This window comes from Pseudomonas sp. IT-P176, assembly GCF_949767245.1.
In the GTDB taxonomy this organism is placed as follows: Bacteria; Pseudomonadota; Gammaproteobacteria; order Pseudomonadales; family Pseudomonadaceae; genus Aquipseudomonas.
This window is the reverse complement of record NZ_CATKPN010000011.1, coordinates 131,005-147,883: the sequence shown is the minus strand read 5'-3', so window position 1 is coordinate 147,883 and position 16,879 is coordinate 131,005. Positions and strand designations below refer to the sequence as shown.

General features: G+C 63.7%; 18 protein-coding genes. 8 read left to right on the top strand and 10 right to left on the bottom strand.

Features of this window, described 5'->3' with window-relative positions:
- Position 1: 1 nt before the first annotated feature.
- Positions 2-1,375, bottom strand: coding sequence for a nucleotide 5'-monophosphate nucleosidase PpnN (ppnN, locus tag ACM6IP_RS00775; protein WP_095171014.1), 1,374 nt, complete (start codon positions 1,373-1,375; stop codon positions 2-4).
- Positions 1,376-1,599: 224 nt separating this feature from the next.
- Here ppnN and ACM6IP_RS00770 point away from each other — a divergent pair, with 224 nt between their 5' ends.
- From ACM6IP_RS00770 to ACM6IP_RS00760, 3 genes are all read left to right on the top strand, one after another.
- Positions 1,600-2,049, top strand: a complete 450-nt coding sequence (locus tag ACM6IP_RS00770; RefSeq protein ID WP_414860712.1) for a thioesterase family protein — start codon at positions 1,600-1,602, stop codon at positions 2,047-2,049.
- A gap of 121 nt (positions 2,050-2,170) precedes the next feature.
- On the top strand, positions 2,171-2,986 hold the full coding sequence (locus ACM6IP_RS00765; protein WP_414860711.1) for a carbon-nitrogen hydrolase family protein: 816 nt from the start codon (positions 2,171-2,173) through the stop codon (positions 2,984-2,986).
- Positions 2,987-3,075: 89 nt separating this feature from the next.
- Positions 3,076-4,176: a polyamine ABC transporter substrate-binding protein gene (locus tag ACM6IP_RS00760; RefSeq protein ID WP_414860710.1), complete on the top strand. Its 1,101-nt coding sequence runs from the start codon at positions 3,076-3,078 to the stop codon at positions 4,174-4,176.
- A 3-nt stretch (positions 4,177-4,179) separates the two neighbouring features.
- On the opposite strand, the gene ACM6IP_RS00755 is transcribed toward ACM6IP_RS00760, so the two are convergent.
- Complete coding sequence (locus ACM6IP_RS00755) at positions 4,180-4,581, bottom strand: hypothetical protein (RefSeq protein ID WP_166592355.1); 402 nt, start codon at positions 4,579-4,581, stop codon at positions 4,180-4,182.
- A gap of 53 nt (positions 4,582-4,634) precedes the next feature.
- A complete protein-coding gene (locus ACM6IP_RS00750) occupies positions 4,635-5,348 on the bottom strand; it encodes a murein L,D-transpeptidase catalytic domain family protein (RefSeq protein ID WP_095171006.1) in 714 nt (237 codons plus the stop codon).
- A 145-nt stretch (positions 5,349-5,493) separates the two neighbouring features.
- Between ACM6IP_RS00750 and ACM6IP_RS00745 the strand changes: the two genes are divergently transcribed.
- The 3 genes from ACM6IP_RS00745 (at position 5,494) to ACM6IP_RS00735 (ending at position 8,478) form a co-directional block, all read left to right on the top strand.
- Positions 5,494-7,065 (top strand): murein L,D-transpeptidase, encoded by a 1,572-nt coding sequence (locus tag ACM6IP_RS00745; RefSeq protein ID WP_401128126.1) that lies wholly within the window; start codon positions 5,494-5,496, stop codon positions 7,063-7,065.
- Between the two features lie 403 nt (positions 7,066-7,468).
- Positions 7,469-8,167: an AzlC family ABC transporter permease gene (locus tag ACM6IP_RS00740; RefSeq protein ID WP_159994701.1), complete on the top strand. Its 699-nt coding sequence runs from the start codon at positions 7,469-7,471 to the stop codon at positions 8,165-8,167.
- Positions 8,167-8,478: an AzlD domain-containing protein gene (locus ACM6IP_RS00735; RefSeq protein ID WP_095171071.1), complete on the top strand. Its 312-nt coding sequence runs from the start codon at positions 8,167-8,169 to the stop codon at positions 8,476-8,478. Before ACM6IP_RS00740 ends, ACM6IP_RS00735 begins: the two co-directional genes overlap by 1 nt.
- On the opposite strand, the gene ACM6IP_RS00730 is transcribed toward ACM6IP_RS00735, so the two are convergent.
- The 6 genes from ACM6IP_RS00730 to ACM6IP_RS00705 form a co-directional block, all read right to left on the bottom strand.
- Complete coding sequence (locus tag ACM6IP_RS00730; RefSeq protein ID WP_095170999.1) at positions 8,475-9,383, bottom strand: MurR/RpiR family transcriptional regulator; 909 nt, start codon at positions 9,381-9,383, stop codon at positions 8,475-8,477. The genes ACM6IP_RS00735 and ACM6IP_RS00730 overlap by 4 nt on opposite strands.
- A gap of 122 nt (positions 9,384-9,505) precedes the next feature.
- The gene (locus ACM6IP_RS00725) at positions 9,506-10,270 is read right to left on the bottom strand and encodes an ABC transporter ATP-binding protein (RefSeq protein WP_401128130.1); all 765 of its coding nucleotides are present in this window, start codon (positions 10,268-10,270) and stop codon (positions 9,506-9,508) included.
- A 17-nt stretch (positions 10,271-10,287) separates the two neighbouring features.
- Complete coding sequence (locus ACM6IP_RS00720) at positions 10,288-11,400, bottom strand: succinylglutamate desuccinylase/aspartoacylase family protein (protein ID WP_414860709.1); 1,113 nt, start codon at positions 11,398-11,400, stop codon at positions 10,288-10,290.
- A 9-nt stretch (positions 11,401-11,409) separates the two neighbouring features.
- Positions 11,410-12,105: an ABC transporter permease gene (locus tag ACM6IP_RS00715; RefSeq protein WP_401128135.1), complete on the bottom strand. Its 696-nt coding sequence runs from the start codon at positions 12,103-12,105 to the stop codon at positions 11,410-11,412.
- Positions 12,106-12,121: 16 nt separating this feature from the next.
- Positions 12,122-12,811 (bottom strand): ABC transporter permease, encoded by a 690-nt coding sequence (locus ACM6IP_RS00710; RefSeq protein ID WP_095170992.1) that lies wholly within the window; start codon positions 12,809-12,811, stop codon positions 12,122-12,124.
- Between the two features lie 273 nt (positions 12,812-13,084).
- Entirely contained in the window at positions 13,085-13,870 is a 786-nt protein-coding gene (locus ACM6IP_RS00705) for an ABC transporter substrate-binding protein (protein WP_095170990.1), read from the bottom strand.
- 194 nt (positions 13,871-14,064) lie between these two features.
- On the opposite strand from ACM6IP_RS00705, the gene ACM6IP_RS00700 reads away from it, so the two are divergent.
- On the top strand, positions 14,065-14,802 hold the full coding sequence (locus tag ACM6IP_RS00700) for a tellurite resistance TerB family protein (RefSeq protein ID WP_414860708.1): 738 nt from the start codon (positions 14,065-14,067) through the stop codon (positions 14,800-14,802).
- Positions 14,803-14,955: 153 nt separating this feature from the next.
- Positions 14,956-15,741 carry a sulfite exporter TauE/SafE family protein gene (locus ACM6IP_RS00695; RefSeq protein ID WP_095170987.1) on the top strand — a complete coding sequence of 262 codons (786 nt, stop codon included), beginning with the start codon at positions 14,956-14,958 and terminating at the stop codon, positions 15,739-15,741.
- 50 nt (positions 15,742-15,791) lie between these two features.
- Here ACM6IP_RS00695 and ACM6IP_RS00690 read toward each other — a convergent pair whose 3' ends face one another.
- On the bottom strand, positions 15,792-16,838 hold the full coding sequence (locus ACM6IP_RS00690; RefSeq protein WP_414860707.1) for a class I SAM-dependent methyltransferase: 1,047 nt from the start codon (positions 16,836-16,838) through the stop codon (positions 15,792-15,794).
- Between the last annotated feature and the right edge of the window lie 41 nt (positions 16,839-16,879).

Below are 16,879 nucleotides of genomic sequence, written 5' to 3'. Positions count from 1 at the left end.
GCTAGCTGATAACGCGGTAGCACGGCACGTACGCCGCGCCGCCGGGCAGTTTCATCCGGTGCTGGGCAACAAAGGCCTGCAGCAGTTTGTCCAGCGGTTGCATGATTGCCGCATCGCCATGGATCTCGTAAGGGCCATGTTCCTCGATCAAGCGAATACCCATGTCCTTGACGTTGCCGGCAACGATCCCGGAGAACGCCCGGCGCAGGTTGGCCGCCCGTTCATGGGCGGGCAGGTCGAGGCGCAGTTGCAGGCTGGCCATGTTTTCGTGGGTCGGGTCGAACGGACGCTGGAAACCCTCGTCGATCTTCAGCAGCCAGTTGAAGTGGAAGGCGTCGTTGCGCTCGCGGCGGAACTGCTTGACCGCCTTGAGCCCCTGGACCATCTGCCGGGCCACCTGGGCCGGGTCGTCGATGATGATCTCGTAGTGGCTTTGCGCTTCTTCGCCCAGGGTGGCGCCGACGAAGGCATGCAGTTGCTGGAAGTACGGCGCGGCACTGCGCGGGCCAGTGAGGATCACCGGGAAGGGCAGGTCGCGGTTGTCCGGGTGCATCAGGATCCCGAGCAGGTACAGGAACTCCTCGGCCGTGCCGGCGCCGCCGGGGAAAATGATGATGCCGTGGCCGACGCGGACGAAGGCTTCCAGGCGTTTCTCGATGTCCGGCAGGATCACCAGTTCGTTGACGATCGGGTTCGGTGCCTCGGCGGCGATGATCCCCGGCTCCGTCAGGCCCAGGTAGCGGCCGTTGGTGATTCGCTGTTTGGCGTGGGAAATGGTTGCGCCCTTCATCGGGCCTTTCATCACGCCCGGTCCGCAACCGGTGCAGACGTCCAGGCTGCGCAAGCCCAGTTCGTGGCCGACTTTCTTGGTGTACTGGTATTCCTCGGTGCTGATGGAGTGACCGCCCCAGCACACGACGATCTTCGGCTCGACACCGGGGCGCAGGGTGCGGGCGTTGCGCAGCAGGTGGAAGACGTAGTCGCTGATGCCTTGCGAAGTACTGAGGTCGATGCGCTGGCTGTCCAGCTCATTCTCGGTGTAGACGATGTCGCGTAGGGCGCTGAACAGCATCTCGCGGGTGCTGGCGATCATCTCGCCGTCGACGAAGGCATCGGCCGGGGCGTTCAGCAGTTCGAGGCGTACGCCACGGTCCTGCTGGTGAATGCGGATCTCGAAGTCGCGGTAGGCTTCGAGGATGGTCTTGGCGTTGTCGACATGGGCGCCGGTATTGAGGATGGCCAGGGCGCACTGGCGAAAGAGCGAGTAGATGCTGCCTGTACCCGCGGCGCTCAGTTGTTGTACTTCGCGTTGGGACAGTGTTTCCAGGCTGCCTTTTGGGCTCACCGACGCATTGATTACTTGTCTTGCTGTCATTCTGGATTCCCTGAGAACGATGGTCGCGAGCCCGACGGGCTCAATTACATCAGGATAGTCAGCGCCGAAGCGATCGTGCTGCCGTCATCTTCTAGGCGAGCGCCGTTGAATGCAAATATCCATGAGCAGTGGTGCATGTGATCGCAATTTGTCTGATAGCGCTGTCCCAAATTTCCCGCGCCTGACTAACAGTGGCTGCCTCTTTTCCTGCCACGAGACCCGCCATGGCCCGCCTGCACCTGGAGTTTCCCCACAATCCGTTTTTCCACGCCACCGCCCTGACCGTGCGGGTGACCGACGTCAACGCCGCCAACCACCTGGCCAACGACTCGATGATCTCGATGATCTCCGAAGCCCGGGCGCGGATGCTGTTCGAGTATGGCGTGAGTGAGGAGGGCATCATTGTCACGGACCTGACGACGGTCTATCGCGCCGAAGCCCACGCCCGTGATCGCTTGCTGTTCGAAGTGGGGTTGATGGACCTCAACAAGTACGGGGGCGACATCATCTTTCGCATCACCCGGCCAGTCGATGGCACGCTGGTGGCGCTGGCCAAGTCGGGGTTTGTGTTCTTCGACTACGGCGCCGGCAAGGTGGCACCGATGCCGGCGGACTTCATCTCGCGGTTTCCCGAGGTCAACGTGCTGTTTGCCGCCATGCCTGCGCCGCACTGAAACCGCCTCTACCCCTTCAGGGGTACCCCTTCGACGGGATTACGCCAGCCCTGGCTGGCGCCCCATACTCGGCCACAGCCTGAAAACGGGCTGCCTGGTCGGATAGCTCGAAGGACAACCCATGAAGATTGAACTGGTACAACTGGCCGGTCGCGATGGTGACACGGCGTACAACCTGCAACGCACGCTGCACGCCATTGCCACCTGCGCCCCGGACACCGACTTGCTGGTGTTCCCCGAGACCCAATTGATGGGCTTTGCCAGCGCCGCGCAACTCGGCGAAGTGGCCGAGGCGGCCGATGGGCCCAGCGTTCAGGCGGTGCTGCAGGCCTTGCGCGAGCGGGATATGGCGGCGGTCGTGGGCATCGCCGAGCGTGATGGCGAAGATTTCTACAATACCTCGTTGCTGCTGACCCCCCAGGGCATTGCCTTGCGCTACCGCAAGACCCACCTGTGGCCGTCGGAGCGTGGTGTGGTGCAACCCGGCGATCGTTTCGGCACGACCCTGTACAAGGGCGTGCGGGTCGGGCTGCTGATCTGCTACGACATCGAGTTCCCGGAGCCGGCCCGTGCGCTGGCGCAACTGGGGGTCGACCTGATGCTGGTCTGCAACGCCAACATGGACCCCTTCGGCCCGGTGCACCGCACCGCGATCCTCGCCCGAGCCCAGGAAAACCAGGCGTTTGCGGTGTTGGTCAATCGTTGTGGGGCAGGCGATGGCGGCCTGGTCTTTGCGGGTGCCAGTTCGGTGGTCGATCCCTCGGGACGGCTGCTGTTCGAGGCCGGGCGCGAGGAATGTCGGCAGGTGGTGGAGCTGGATTTCAGCGAACTGCAACGTTCACGCAAGGACTACGACTACCTCAAGGACCGGCGCCTACCACTGGCCTGCCGGCAGATCGACCACGCCGATGGGCGCCGCGAACTGCTGATTGACTGAGTCTTTTGCATCAGCGCCGCAGACGGCGCGTTCCTTAACCTTTACCGGTAGCCGGCAGCGTGCGCATGCCGTTGTCCTGGAGTCTTGCGATGAAACCACTGTGCAGTCTGCAACTGGCCGCGGCCGCCGTGCTCAGCCTGGCAATAAGCGGCGTCAACGCCGCCGAGCCCAGCGTCTCGATCTACAACTGGTACGACTACATCGCTCCGGATGCGACCAAAAACTTTCAGCAGGAAACCGGGGTCGCCACGATCTACGACGTGTTCGACAACGGCGATGTGATGCAAAGCAAGCTCATGGCCGGGCGCAGCGGGTATGACGTGGTGGTGGCCAGCAGCGAACTGCTGCCCAACCTGATCAAGGCCGGGGTGCTCCAGGAACTGGACCGCAGCCAGTTGCCGAACCTGCCCCACCTGGACCCGGAGATCCTCGCCAAGGTCCAGCACAATGATCCGGGCAACCACTACGCGGCACCCTACCTGTGGGGCACCACCGGGGTCGGCTACGATGCGGACCAGGTCAAGGCGCTGCTGGGCACCGACGCCCCGGTGGATTCCTGGGACCTGATCTTCAAGCAGGAGAACATCGCCAAACTCAGCCAGTGCGGGGTGGCCATGCTCGATTCGCCCGGCGAGATCATCCCGATTGCCCTGCATTACCTCGGGCTGCCCTACAACAGCCAGAACCCCGAGGACTACCGCAAGGCCGAGGCGCTGTTGCTGAAGATCCGGCCGTACATTCGTTACTTCGACTCTTCGCGGTTTATCTCGGACCTGGCCAATGGCAATGTCTGCGTGGTGCTCGGTTGGTCGGGTGGGGTGTATGACGCGCAACTGGCGTCGGCCAAGGCCGGCAATGGGCGCAACCTGGTGTACCGCATCCCCCGCGAGGGCGCGCCGGTCTGGGTCGAGAACCTGGTGCTGCTCAAAGACGCACCGCACCCGCAACAGGGCCTGAGCTTCATCAACTACATGCTGCGCCCCGACGTGATCGCGGCGACCTCCAACTACCTCGGCTACCCGAATGCCAACAAGGACGCCACGGCGCTGGTGGAGCAGAAGGTGCGCGACAATCCGGGGGTCTACCCGAGCCCGCAGACCATGGCCACCCTGTACCCGCTGGAACCCTTGCCGCTGAAGATGGAACGGGTGCGTACCCGGGTCTGGAGCAAGGTCAAGACGGGTAGTTGAGCCTCAGGCATCACGCAGCAGGTCGTTGGCGTTGAGCAGTTCGTAGGCGATTTGCGGATGGTTTTCCAGGCCCCGGCGAATCGCCGCCGGGATCGCTTGTCGGGTCTTGCGGCACAGCCCCGGTTGGTCGCGTAGGCGAATGCCGATGCCGCGCATGCTGCGCACCTCGTGGAAGCTGGGGCTGATTTCCACGCCGATGCCCAGCTGCTCGAACATCCGTTGCTGCAGATGCTCCAGGTCGGCAAGGCTCTTGAGGTTCTCCAGGCGCTCGAGCAAGCGTTTTTCTTCCTGGCGGGTCAGGTAGAGGATGCGCGGGTCGGCGCCGGGCAGGTCGAGCAAGGCCTCACGCCCGCAATCGCAGGCGCCGGGTGGGCAGGGTTGGCGAATCGGCAATGAGGCTGTCATGGCTTGCAGCATAGCCAGATGCGCGTGCTTTTGCTTGTCCTGGCGGTGACCCGTTACCCCTTGTTGGCACTCAGGATACTGGCCACCTGGCGCGGCTGGCAGTTGAGGTAGGGCGAGGACTTCAGCCAGCGCTGGTCCGGGTACCAGGAAAACATGAACTGGCCATCCTTGAGTTTATCGATCACCTGGCGCGCCACCTGCGGGCGTACCGCCGGGCAACCCTGGCTGCGGCCGATCCGGCCCTGACGCTCACTCCACAATGGGTTCACGTAATCGGCGGCATGGATCACGATCGCGCGATCGCGGGCCAGGTCGTTGAAGCCCGGCTCCAGGCCGTCCATGCGCAACGAATAACCGTGGGCGCCCTGATAGCTTTCCTGGGTGCGGAACAGGCCCAGGCTCGACTGGTAGCTGCCCATGCGATTGGAGAATTGGGTGGCGAAGTTTTCCCCGGACATTTGCCCATGGGCCACCAGGTCGCGCAGCACCAGGGATTTTTTGCGCAGGTCGAATATCCACAGGCGGCGCGCGGTCGAAGGCTGGGAGTAGTCGATCACTGCCAGGTGCTCGGCGCGCTGGGCACCGCTGCTGACCGCACATTGCATGGCGCTCAGGGCGCTTTTTAGTGCTTGGGGATTGAGTTCCGGGGCGGCGTGGGCGAGGCTGTTGTATAACGCCTGTTGTGAGGTATTGGCGGCGAACGCCGGAGTACAGATGGCGCCCAGGGTGATCAGTGCCAGGCCAAGCCGGCGCAAAAGGGTAAACATGCGAAGAGAGTCCTCAATGCTATTGTTGGCTCCCGACTTCCTGTCGTGCCCCTGGCGGCCCATGTTGGGCTCGCCTGATTGCTTGCCGCACCTGCTGCAGAGGTCGACCGTCAAATCGTGACGGCCATGGATTGGAGTAAAGCAGTTGTTCAAAAAGCACGCATCTTACTTGAGCCTTTGCCTGCTCGCTGTGCCATTGGTCGCGACTGCCCAGAACGAGTTGGCAGACCACCCCGGGCCGATGCAATTGGCCGTGACCCAGGTGCCGGTGGATTGCCCGGGCCTGAAGCTGCGCCCGGACGCCTCGGCGCAGGCATTGTTGCAGGCCTTCTACCAGCAGCACGACTATCTGCCGGTGTGGACCGACGAGGCCCGGGTCGCGGCCTTGCTGGCGCAGTTCCAGTTGCTGGTCGATGATGGCCTGGACCCCAATCGCTACAGCCTGCCGCCGGCGGATGCGGTCGGTGGCCTGTTGTGCACCGACATCGGCATCAGCCTGCGTTACCTGCAGGCCCTGCGTGAGTTGCATTACGGGCGCCTGCAGCAAAGCCGCTTCGAGCCACTGTGGCATGCGCAGCCGCCCGCGGATGATCGCACGGCCCAGTTGCTGGCGATTGCTGGCCCCGGCGTGCATGACCTGGGTGCCGCCTTCGAGGCCGCACGCCCGTCACTTGAGCAGTACCGCAGCTTGCGCCTGGTGTACGCGGCGCAGCGTCAACAGCCGTTACCGCACTGGCCGCAATTGCCCGCGGGCGCCTTGTTGCGCCCGGGCATGCAGGACCCCAGAGTCCCCGGGTTGGCCCAGCGCCTGGTCAGCGAGGGCTACCTGCCCAGCGTGCCGGCCCATGTCGGCAGCGACTACAGCGCGCAGTTGGCCAGCGCGGTGAAAAACTTCCAGCTCGACCACTCGCTGCAAGCCGATGGGGTCATCGGCGCCGGCACCCTGGCGGAGCTCAACATCAGCCCGGCACTGCGCCGTGAGCAACTGCGGATCAACCTCGAACGTTTTCGCTGGCTGGCGCAGGACATGGAACCCGACAGCCTGCTGGTGAACATTGCCGCGGCCCAGTTGACCCTGTTCCAGGGCGGGGTGCCGGTGTGGCAGACACGCACCCAGGTCGGCCGCGCCGAACGGCAAACCCCGTTGTTGAAATCCCGGGTCACGCGGCTGACCCTGAACCCGACCTGGACCGTACCGCCGACCATCATGCGCGAGGACAAGTTGCCGCAGATCCGCCGCGACCAGTCGTTCCTCAGCCGTCAGAACCTGCAGGTGCTGGACCGCAACGGCAATCCCCTGGCGGTGGACGAGATCGACTGGGACAACCCGGGCAATATCCTCCTGCGCCAGAGCGCCGGCCCGCGAAACCCCCTGGGGCAGATGGCGGTGCGCTTCCCCAATCCGTTCTCGGTGTACCTGCACGACACCCCAAGCCAGGCCTTGTTCGAGAAGGGCCCGCGGGCGTTCAGTTCAGGTTGCGTGCGGGTCGAGCATGCCTTGCAGTTACGCGACATGCTGCTCAGCCCGGCGGAGCGCTTGCGCACCAACGAATTGCTGGCCACCGGGCTGACGCATGAGTTCAGGCTGACGACACCGGTGCCGATCCTGCTGACGTACTGGACGGTGCAGGCTGACAGCCACGGCCGTCTGTTGTACGCCCCGGACATCTACAGCCGCGACCCGGTGCTGTTGAACGCGCTGGGCGTGACCCTGTAGACAACCCAGGGACATTAACCCCACAAAGTCCTGGCTGTCCCCATGGTTGCAGCGCCCCGAGGACCGTAGGAGCAAGGCTTGCCGAGCTTCTGCGGCGTCCGTATTTGCTCCTGCCGAGTGCCAGGTTTATCCCGGATGCTTGTGGGAGCGGGCTTGCCCGCGATGGTCTCGAGCACACCGCACTCGTCCTGGATTTTCGCGTAATCGTTGACGTCCATCGCGAGCAAGCTCGCTCCCACAGAGTCCTTTGTGTCCATATGGCATGCGGCACCCCGAGGACCGTAGGGGCAAGGCTTGCCCGCGATGGCGTCAGCGGGGCTTGCCGCGAATTGCGCAAGATTGTTCAAGACAGCCCGGCGTTTGGCTGGCACATTCAGATCCCCTCTTTTTGTTGTAGAGCACTATGTCTGACACTCTCCTGCCGCGCAGTGCCTTCCTGCGCGGTGCCGCGGCCGTGATGCCGTTGTCCCTGGCGACGGCGCCGTGGGGGCTGCTGGCCGGCTCCATGGCCATCGAAGCCAACCTCACGCCCCTGCAGGGCCAGGGCCTGTCGAGCATTGTCTTTGCCGGCGCCGCGCAACTGGTGGCGATCGGCATGCTCAAGGGCGGTGCGGGGATTTTCTCGATTCTGCTGACCACCTTGCTGCTGACCTCGCAACACCTGCTGTACGGCATGAGCCTGCGCCCGGTGGTGTCACCTTTACCGGCGCGCTGGCGGGTTGGCCTGGGTTTTTTGCTGACCGATGAGTTGTTCGCCCTCACCAGTCAGTTCGACCGCCAGCAGTTCAATCGCTGGTACGCGCTGGGGGTGGGGCTGACGTTTTATATCGCCTGGAACCTGTTCACCCTGGCCGGCATCGTGCTGGGCAGCAGCATCCCGGGGCTTGAACACCTGGGGCTGGACTTCTCCATCGCCGCCACCTTCATCGCCTTGATCACCCCGGTGGTGCGCAATATTCCCACCGTGGTCTGCGTGGCGGTCTCGCTGTTCTGCTCGGTGCTGTTCGCCTACTGGCAAGTGGGCTCGGCGCTGGTGCTGGCCGGGTTGCTGGGGATGACCGCCGGTTTTGTCTGCAACAAGTTCCAGGGAGCACGCACATGATGGTCTGGGCAGTCATATTCGGCATGGGCCTGCTGGTGTTTCTCAACCGCTACCTGTTCCTCGAACCCCGTCTGCCGGTGCGCCTGAGCAGCAACGCGCGCCAGTTCCTCGGCTTTGCCGTGCCTGGCATGCTGACCGCGATCTGCGGGCCGATCGTGTTCATGCCCGAGCAGCAACTGAACCTGCAGTGGGACAACCCCTACCTGCTCAGCTCGCTGGTCGCCATCGGCCTGGTGCTCTACACCCGCAGCACCCTGATCAGCATGCTGCTGAGCATGGCGTTCTTTTTCCTGCTGCGCTGGTGGCTCTAAGGCTTGCCAGGTTTGCTGCTGCCGGGGATGTGCAGGTAGCTCATCACGCTTTCGGTGAGTTCAGTGGCCAATTTCACCGCTTCCTTGTTGCGTGCCATGACCCCGGCGACCAGCCCTTCGATCAGCGCCAGCACGGCGATGTAGGAGCTGGTCAACACCGGATGATCGGCCGGGGCGAACAGCACGTGCCGGGCGACGTGGGTCAGGGGTGAGGCCGGGGAGTCGGTGATCGCCAGCACCGTAGCGCCTCGCTCGTGGGCAAAGCGCGACAGTTGCAGGGTGTCCAGGGAGTAGCGGGGCAGGGAGATCGCCAGCAGCACGTCGTCCCGGGTGATGGCGGCCAGGCGGTAGGCGGCGTTTTCGTTGCCGCCTTCCATGCTGATGGCCGTGGCGTCGGCGCAGAACGGCATCAGTGTCGAGGCGGCCAGGCCGGCCAGGTAGACGCTGTTGCCAAAACCGAGGATGTAGATCTTGCGTGCCTGGATCAGGCACGTGACCACGGCCTCGAATGTGTCGGGGTGATTGTTGCTGCCGGCGGTATCGAGGTTGCTGGTGGCGCTCTGGATCTGCTCGTGCAGGCCGAACGCGCCACCGGGACGTTGCGCCAGTTCGTTGCGCAGCTTGTCCACGGGCGAGACCATCTGCTGCAAGGTGGTCACCAGCTCGGCCTTCATGCCGCTGTAGCCTCCGACGTCCAGGGCCTTGGCCAGGCGATTGACCGCCGCGGGGGAGGTGGCGGTCTCGGCGGCCATTTCCTCGATGGTCAGGGTCGCGGCCTTGAGCGGGTGGCGCAGGATGAAGTCGGCGACCTTGCGCAGTGAAGGCGGCAGGTCCGCGAGGATCTGCGCCAGCTTGCGCATCACCGGGGAGGCATAGACCGTGGTGTTTTTCGGGGAATCAGACATAACCGGCTCGCCATCTACCAAAGGGTTCAAGGGGTCGACAGCGCCCCCTCGACATAAGTGGGCGCCAGTGTAGCCGAAGCGCATCGGCACTGCGTTCGCGACGGCCGGCACCGATCAGCGCATTACTTCAAACTGCCGGCCAGGAACTGTTGCAGGCGTTCGGACTGGGGGTTGGCGAGCACGTCACGAGGCACGCCCCGTTCCTCGACCACGCCTTTGTGCAGGAACACCAACTGGTTCGACACTTCCCGGGCAAAGCCCATTTCGTGGGTCACCACCACCATGGTCCGGCCCTCCAGGGCCAGGTCCTGCATGACCTTGAGCACTTCGCCCACCAGTTCCGGGTCGAGGGCCGAAGTCGGCTCATCGAACAGCATCACCTCAGGCTCCATGGCCAGCGCCCGGGCGATCGCCACACGCTGCTGCTCGCCCCCGGACATATGGGCCGGGTAGGCGCCCCTGCGATGGGAGACGCCGACTTTATCCAGGTAGTGCTCGGCCTTTTCCCGCGCCGCCTTCTTGTCCATCCCCAGCACATGCACCGGGGCCTCCATGACGTTTTCCAGGGCGCTCATGTGCGACCACAGGTTGAAGTGCTGGAACACCATGGCCAGGCGCGAGCGCATGCGCTGCAGTTGCCTGGGGTCGGCAGCCTTGAGCCCGCCGGTCTTGTTGGCCAGCAGCTTGAGCGGTTCGCCGTTGAGCACGATCTCGCCGGCGTTGGGTTGCTCCAGCAGGTTGATGCAGCGCAGGAAGGTGCTTTTGCCCGAACCGCTGGAGCCGATGATGCTGATCACATCGCCGGCCCTGGCCTGGAGTGAAACGCCCTTGAGTACTTCGACGCTGCCATAGGATTTGTGCAGGTCGCGAATTTCCAGTGTGTTCATGGTCTTGGTCTCGGGAGTCAGTCGCTGAGCAAGCGACCCTGGCGAATGGGGGTGCTGCCTGCGACCTTGGCCAACCACAACCCGGGCTGGGCAAAACGCAGGCGTTCGCGGGCGTAAAGGATGCCATCGGTGCTGGCGGTGACCACGCTGTGGCGGTCGGTCAGGGGGTCGAGCACCTCGAACAACGGGTCGCCGACCTTGACGCGGGCGCCCACCGGTTGCAGGAAACTCACCACGCCCGGGTGCGGCGCATAGGCGTACTGGGCTCCGGCAAAGGGCGTCGCTTCACAGCATTCGACCGGCGCGGTTGGCCAGTCACCGCTGATCAGGCCGACTTCGGCCAGGTAGCCGAGGATCTGTTCGGCATCCAGCGCGCAGGTATCGCCCTCGGTGTCGAGCATGCCTCGCAGTTCCACAGTGGTCGCCACACAGGCCAGGGGAATGTTGGCCTGCGGGAAACGTTCGGCCAGGTGCAGCCATGGCACCGCGCAAGCTTCATCGAAGGCATTGCCGCCAGCGTCCTCGGCCAGCAGCACCGCGCCGGCCGCCAGGCGCGCGGCCAGCGAGCGTACCCGTGGCCAGTTCTGGGGCAGGGCGTAGAGCAGCATGATCGACTCGAAGTCGCAGTGCAGGTCCAGCACCACATCGGCGGTGCAAGCGTGCTGCATCAGCAGCACGCGCAGGCCGTCGAGTTCCGACGCGGCGCCCGGCAGTTGATTGAGTGCTTGGACCATGGCCTCGCGAATCAATCCCACGTTGCTCTCGGCATCGCTGCCCAGTTGGCCGGCGACCCGTTCGGCCACCGCATCGGCGAGTGCCGGGAAGTCGCGGTTGAAATTCTTGCCGCTGTTGAATTCGAAGCGCCCCTGGTGGGTGGCCTGGAACATCTGTCCGATGCCAATCGGATTGGCCATCGGCACCAGTTCGATGACCCCATTCAGGCGGCCTTGTGCTTCGAGTTCGCGCAGCCGGCGCTTGAGTTCGACCGCGACACGCATGCCGGGCAGTTCGTCGGCGTGTAGGGACGCCTGGATATAAGCCTTGCGCGGGCCGCTGCCGAAGCGGAACACCGAGAGGGTGCGTTGCGTGCCGCTGGCGCTCCAGGGCAGGACGTGTTGAATGTGCTGCATGGCAATTCCTTAGTGTTTACGTGGGGCCAGGTGCGCCAGCCAGTGGCGCTCGGCGAGCTTGAACAGGCGCACGAGGATGAACGTCAGGGCCAGGTACATCAGGGCGGCGGTGATGAAGGCTTCGAACGGCATGTAGTAGCGCGAACTGACCGTGCGCGCCGCGCCGGTGATGTCCACCAGGGTGACGATGGAGGCCAGGCTGGTGGTTTGCAGCATCATCAACACTTCGTTGCTGTACTGCGGTAGCACCCGGCGCAGCGCCGAGGGCAGCAGGATGCGTCGGTACAGGGTCAGGCGCGACATGCCCATGGCCTTGGCGGCTTCGATCTCGCCGCCGGGGGTCGACCTCAGGCTCCCCGCCAGCAGTTCGGCGCTGTAGGCACTGGTGTTGAGGGCGAAGGCCAGGCAGGCACAGAAGGTCGCGCTGGACAGGTACGGCCAGAGCACGCTGTGACGCACCGCCTCGAATTGCGCCAGGCCGTAGTAGATCAGGAATAACTGCACCAGCATCGGGGTGCCCCGGATGACGTAGGTGTAGAGCCAGGCCGGTGCGTTGAGCCAGGGCGCCCGGGAGACGCGCATCAGGGCCAGGGGCACCGCCAAAATCAGGCCCAGGGCCAGGGAAATCAGCAGCAGCTTGAGGGTCAGCAGGGCGCCGCCGAAGTACAGCGGCAGGCTGTCCCAGATCAAGGTGTAGTCGAGCATGGTCAGGGTCTCCCGGTCACAGGTCGGCGGCTTTGATGCCGACCGAATAACGTTTTTCCAGGGTGCGCAGCAGCACCAGCGAGACACTGGTGATCACCAGGTACAGCGCCGCAACCGCGAGGTAAAACGTGAAGGGTTCATGGGTCGCATCGGCGGCGTTCTTGGCCTTGAACATCATGTCCTGCAGGCCGATCACCGAAATCAGCGCGGTGGACTTGGTCAGTACCAACCAGTTGTTGGTGAAACCGGGAATGGCGAAGCGGATCATCTGTGGCACCAGGATCCGCCAGAACACCTGCCAGCCGCTCAGGCCATAGGCCCGGCCGGCTTCGCCCTGGCCCGCGGGAATGGCCATGAAGGCGCCGCGAAAGGTTTCCGACAGGTAGGCTCCGAAGATGAACCCCATAGTGCAGACCCCCGCGACAAACGGGTTGATGTCGATGTACTGCTCGTAGCCAACGCCTTGGGCAATACGGTTCACCAGGTCCTGGCCGCCGTAGAAAATCAGCAGGATCAGTACCAGGTCGGGGATGCCACGAATCACCGTGGTATAGGCCTCGCCCAGATTCGCCAGCCACTTGACCGGCGACAGGCGAAACGCCGCGCCGAGCAGGCCCAGGGTAATGGCCAACGCCATGGCACTCAGGGCCAGGTTGATCGACAGCCAGGCGCCATCGAGAATGCTCGATCCGTAGCCGTGCAACATGATGAAATCCTCACCCGACACGTGTTGGGCGTGCGGGACGACAGGGGTTGATGACGATCAGACAAGGGGTGAAACCTGTGGGAGCGGGCTTGCCCGCGATGAGGCTGGCACCTTCAACATCGATGTCGGCAGGCCCACCGCCATCGCGGGCGAGCCCGCTCCCACATTGGATCGGGGGCGAACTCACATCTGTATTCCACCCATGCCCCGGTGGGAGCGGGCTTGCCCGCGATGACGGCCATGCAAGCAACTCTGCAGTTGCTTTACCCACCTTTACTCAGCAGTCGAACCGTAGATGTCATAGGCGAAGTACTTGCCCATGATCTGCTGGTATTTGCCGTTGGTGCGCAGGGTGTCGATCGCGGCGTTCAGGCGCTCGGCGTTGGCCGTGTCACCTTTGCGCAAGGCAATCCCTGCACCCCGGCCGAAGTACTTGGGGTCGTTGATGTCCGGGCCCACCAGGGCAAAACCCTTGCCGGCCGGGGTCTTGATAAAGGCTTCGTCGGTGTTGACGATGTCCGCCAGGGTCGCGTCCAGGCGACCTGAGGCGAGGTCCAGCGAGGCTTCGCTTTGCGAGGAGTAGCGCACCACCTCGACCCCGGCCGGGGCCAGTTGCTCGGTGGCGTAGCGGTCGTAGGTCGAGGCACGCTGCACGCCGACCTTCTTGCCCTTGAGATCCAGCAACGGGTCGTTGATTACCACGTCGTCCTTCATCGCGAGCTTGCCGGGGGTGTGGTAGTACTTCTTGGTGAAGTCGACGGACTTCAGACGATCGGGGGTGATCGACATCGATGACAGAATCGCATCGACCTTGCGCACCTTGAGCGACGGGATCATCCCATCGAAGGCCAGGACCACCCACTGGCACTTGATCTTCATCTCATCACACAGCGCATTGCCGACGTCATAGTCGAATCCGCTGATCTCACCTTCCGGGGTCTTGAAGGAAAACGGCGGGTAGGCGGCTTCGATGCCAATGCGCAAGGTGCTGTCGTCGGCGTGGGCGAGGGTGCTGGCGGCACAGAAGGCCAGAGCAGCCAGAAGTCCGGTCGTGTTCATCGTGTTGACTCCGTGAGTAGGGGGCGGATGCCCTTCTTATGGGTCTATGATTGACATGAAATAATTCATTAATCAATACAGTGAAAATAAAAATATCAGTTTGGCGCTTTATGTCAGCCAGACGGTCATGGCGCAATGGCTGTGTGGGGCTAGAGTTGCCTGACTGAACTCCTGCCATCGAAGAGGGCACTGCCATGAATACCAGCGATCTGCTTGAACAATTACTGCGCGCCGGCCAGGGCGCGCAGGGCCAACAGGGCGGTGGTGCCGCGGGTGGGCAAGGCGGTCTGGGTGACCTGGGCGGGTTGCTCGGCGGCCTGTTGGGCGCAGGCGGTGGTGGCGCCGCTGCTGGTGCCGGTGGCCTCGGTGGTTTGGGTGGCCTGCTGGGCGGGCTGGGGGGATTGCTGGGTGGGGCGGGGGCCGGCGGCGGTACGACCCAGGGTCGCTCCAGCGGCACCAACTACGCCGCGCTGGCGTCCCTGGGGATGATGGCGTTCCAGGCCTATCAAGCCTGGCAACGCAGCCAGGCTTCAGCCCCGCAACAGGCGCCGCAGACCGTTGACCAGTTGCTCGCCGGGCCGCAGATCGAAGCCCATAGCCATGCCGTGTTGCGGGCACTGATCGCCGCCGCCAAGGCTGACGGGCGTATTGACGACCAAGAGAAGCAGATGATCAGCACCGAGATCGGCCGGCACACCGACGACCCCGACCTGCAACAGTGGCTCGATGACGAAGTCGCTAAGCCGCTGGACGCCAATGACGTCGCGCAATCGGCCACCGACCCGGCCATCGCTGCGGAAATGTACCTGGCCAGCGTGATGCTGGTCGATAGCCAGCAGGATGCCGAGCGCGCCTACCTCGACGAGTTGGCCGCAGCGTTGAAGCTCGATCCGCAATTGCAGGTGCAACTGGAGAAACAGGCTGGCGTGTGAACACAAGCCCCCTGTAGGAGCAGCCGGGATTGAGGCAGGGGGGCTGCACGCGTGGTTATAAAGTCAGATCACATTGATATAAGTGGTTATAAGAAAAATCGCTATGCTGCCTGCCAGTTTTTGCTCGTCACGCTGGTTCTGTAAGGTATGGCAATGGATTTCGGTAATTTGGGTTTTGTAGTTGCAGGCTTGGTTGTCGGATTTATTGTCGGTATGACCGGTATTGGTGGCGGCTCGTTGATGACCCCGATTCTGCTGTGGTTCGGTATCAACCCGGCCACCGCCGTCGGCACCGACCTGCTGTACGCGGCGATCACCAAGTCCGGTGGGGTGCTGGTTCATCAGAAGAACAAGAACATCGACTGGAAAATCACCGGCTGGCTGACCGCAGGCAGTGTGCCGGCCGTGGCCCTGACCCTGCTGTTTCTCACCTTCTTCAACAACGACGCCCAGGCGACCAACGCGATCATCAAGCAGGCCCTGGGTTTTGTGCTGTTGCTGACCGCGCTGGCGATTTTCTTCAAGAAGCAGTTACTGGCCTTCGCCCATAAACACGCGGGCGATCACTATCACCTGAGCGAGCGCAAACTCAATCTGCTGACCATCGGCACCGGGGCGTTGCTCGGGGTGATGGTGGCGCTGACGTCCATTGGCGCCGGTGCCCTGGGCACTGTGGCGCTATTCCTGCTGTACCCGTTCCTGGCCACCAAACGTTTGGTGGGTACCGAAATCGCCCACGCCGTGCCCTTGACCCTGGTCGCCGGCCTTGGCCACGCGAGCATGGGCAACATGGACTGGCACCTGCTGGGGTTCCTGCTGATGGGGTCGCTGCCGGGGATCTACATCGGCAGTCACCTGACCGGCAAAGTCTCCGACGGCGTGCTGCGTCCGTGCCTGGCGGCCATGCTGGTGTTCATCGGCTACAAGCTGGCGTTCTGATTCAGGGCGCTGGCCGGGCACTGTTGCCGCAGTGCCTGGCCATTCTCCAGTTACTTGCGCGCCTCCAGAATCAGGTTGAACGGGGTTTCCGCCGCGCGGCGGAAGTGTTTGAACCCGGCTTCGCTGAACACGTCCCGCAACCGTGCCTCACCCGCTTGCGCCCCCAGCCCCAGGCCCACTTCCTGGGACAGCGAGTTGGGCGTGCAGATGAAGGTCGAGGCGGCGTAGAACAAGCGACCTACCGGGGTGCTGTTCTGGTCCAGTTGATCGCTGGCGTAAGGTTCCACCAACAGCACGCTGCCATCGGCCTTGAGCGATCGATAGGCGTGCTTGGCCGCGCCCACCGGGTCGCCCATGTCGTGCAGGCAGTCGAAATAGCAGACCAGGTCGTAGTCGTGGCCCGGGTAGTTTTTGGCGGTGCCCTGGATGAACTGCGCGCGGTCGGCCACGCCGCCTTCTTCGGCGCGTTGGTTGGCGGTGGCGATGGAGGGTGCGTGGTAGTCGAAGCCAACAAAGGTCGAGGCCGGGAAGGCCTTGGCCATGACCACGGTGGAAGCCCCGTGGCCGCAACCGATATCCGCCACCTTGGCGCCGGCTTTGAGCTTGTCGACCACGCCTTCCAGGGCGGGCAGCCATTCATCCACCAGGTGGGCGCGGTAGCCGGGTCGGAAGAAGCGTTCGGTACCACTGAACATGCATGGGTGGTGATCGCCCCAGGCCAATGCACCGTCGCCGCGCATGGCCGCCAGCAGTTTGTCCTTGTCGTGGTACAGGGCGGCTATTACCCCGGCACCACCTGCGACATACACCGGGGAGTCCTCGTGGGCGAGCGCCATGGCCTGTTCTTCCGGCAGGCGGAACTGCCCGTCGACATGCTCCATGTAGCCTGATGCCGCATGGGCGCTGAGCCATTCACGCAACAGCCGGGCATTGCAGCCGGTCTTGGTGGCCAGTGCCTCGGGGGTCACCGGCAGGCTGTCCGCCATGGCTCGATACAGGCCCAGCTCTTCGCCGACGATCACATTGGCGAGCATCGCGGCACCGCCCATGTCGGTCACCAGCTTGCCCATGAAGTCCTGCAGTTTGCCTTCGTCCATAACCGCGCCTCCTGAAAAAGGCCACCGCTGAACCAGGCACA

What these genes read in the sequence shown, in the direction of transcription:
- ACM6IP_RS00725 (WP_401128130.1), bottom strand. Translation starts at nt 10,270, where the DNA reads ATGAACACACTGGAAATTCGCGACCTGCACAAATCCTATGGCAGCGTC.
- ACM6IP_RS00765 (WP_414860711.1), top strand. Translation starts at nt 2,171, where the DNA reads ATGAAGATTGAACTGGTACAACTGGCCGGTCGCGATGGTGACACGGCG.
- ACM6IP_RS00690 (WP_414860707.1), bottom strand. Translation starts at nt 16,838, where the DNA reads ATGGACGAAGGCAAACTGCAGGACTTCATGGGCAAGCTGGTGACCGAC.
- ACM6IP_RS00705 (WP_095170990.1), bottom strand. Translation starts at nt 13,870, where the DNA reads ATGAACACGACCGGACTTCTGGCTGCTCTGGCCTTCTGTGCCGCCAGC.
- ACM6IP_RS00695 (WP_095170987.1), top strand. Translation starts at nt 14,956, where the DNA reads ATGGATTTCGGTAATTTGGGTTTTGTAGTTGCAGGCTTGGTTGTCGGA.
- ACM6IP_RS00770 (WP_414860712.1), top strand. Translation starts at nt 1,600, where the DNA reads ATGGCCCGCCTGCACCTGGAGTTTCCCCACAATCCGTTTTTCCACGCC.
- ACM6IP_RS00760 (WP_414860710.1), top strand. Translation starts at nt 3,076, where the DNA reads ATGAAACCACTGTGCAGTCTGCAACTGGCCGCGGCCGCCGTGCTCAGC.
- ACM6IP_RS00715 (WP_401128135.1), bottom strand. Translation starts at nt 12,105, where the DNA reads ATGCTCGACTACACCTTGATCTGGGACAGCCTGCCGCTGTACTTCGGC.
- ppnN (WP_095171014.1), bottom strand. Translation starts at nt 1,375, where the DNA reads ATGACAGCAAGACAAGTAATCAATGCGTCGGTGAGCCCAAAAGGCAGC.
- ACM6IP_RS00710 (WP_095170992.1), bottom strand. Translation starts at nt 12,811, where the DNA reads ATGTTGCACGGCTACGGATCGAGCATTCTCGATGGCGCCTGGCTGTCG.
- ACM6IP_RS00700 (WP_414860708.1), top strand. Translation starts at nt 14,065, where the DNA reads ATGAATACCAGCGATCTGCTTGAACAATTACTGCGCGCCGGCCAGGGC.
- ACM6IP_RS00755 (WP_166592355.1), bottom strand. Translation starts at nt 4,581, where the DNA reads ATGACAGCCTCATTGCCGATTCGCCAACCCTGCCCACCCGGCGCCTGC.
- ACM6IP_RS00740 (WP_159994701.1), top strand. Translation starts at nt 7,469, where the DNA reads ATGTCTGACACTCTCCTGCCGCGCAGTGCCTTCCTGCGCGGTGCCGCG.
- ACM6IP_RS00720 (WP_414860709.1), bottom strand. Translation starts at nt 11,400, where the DNA reads ATGCAGCACATTCAACACGTCCTGCCCTGGAGCGCCAGCGGCACGCAA.
- ACM6IP_RS00735 (WP_095171071.1), top strand. Translation starts at nt 8,167, where the DNA reads ATGGTCTGGGCAGTCATATTCGGCATGGGCCTGCTGGTGTTTCTCAAC.
- ACM6IP_RS00730 (WP_095170999.1), bottom strand. Translation starts at nt 9,383, where the DNA reads ATGTCTGATTCCCCGAAAAACACCACGGTCTATGCCTCCCCGGTGATG.
- ACM6IP_RS00750 (WP_095171006.1), bottom strand. Translation starts at nt 5,348, where the DNA reads ATGTTTACCCTTTTGCGCCGGCTTGGCCTGGCACTGATCACCCTGGGC.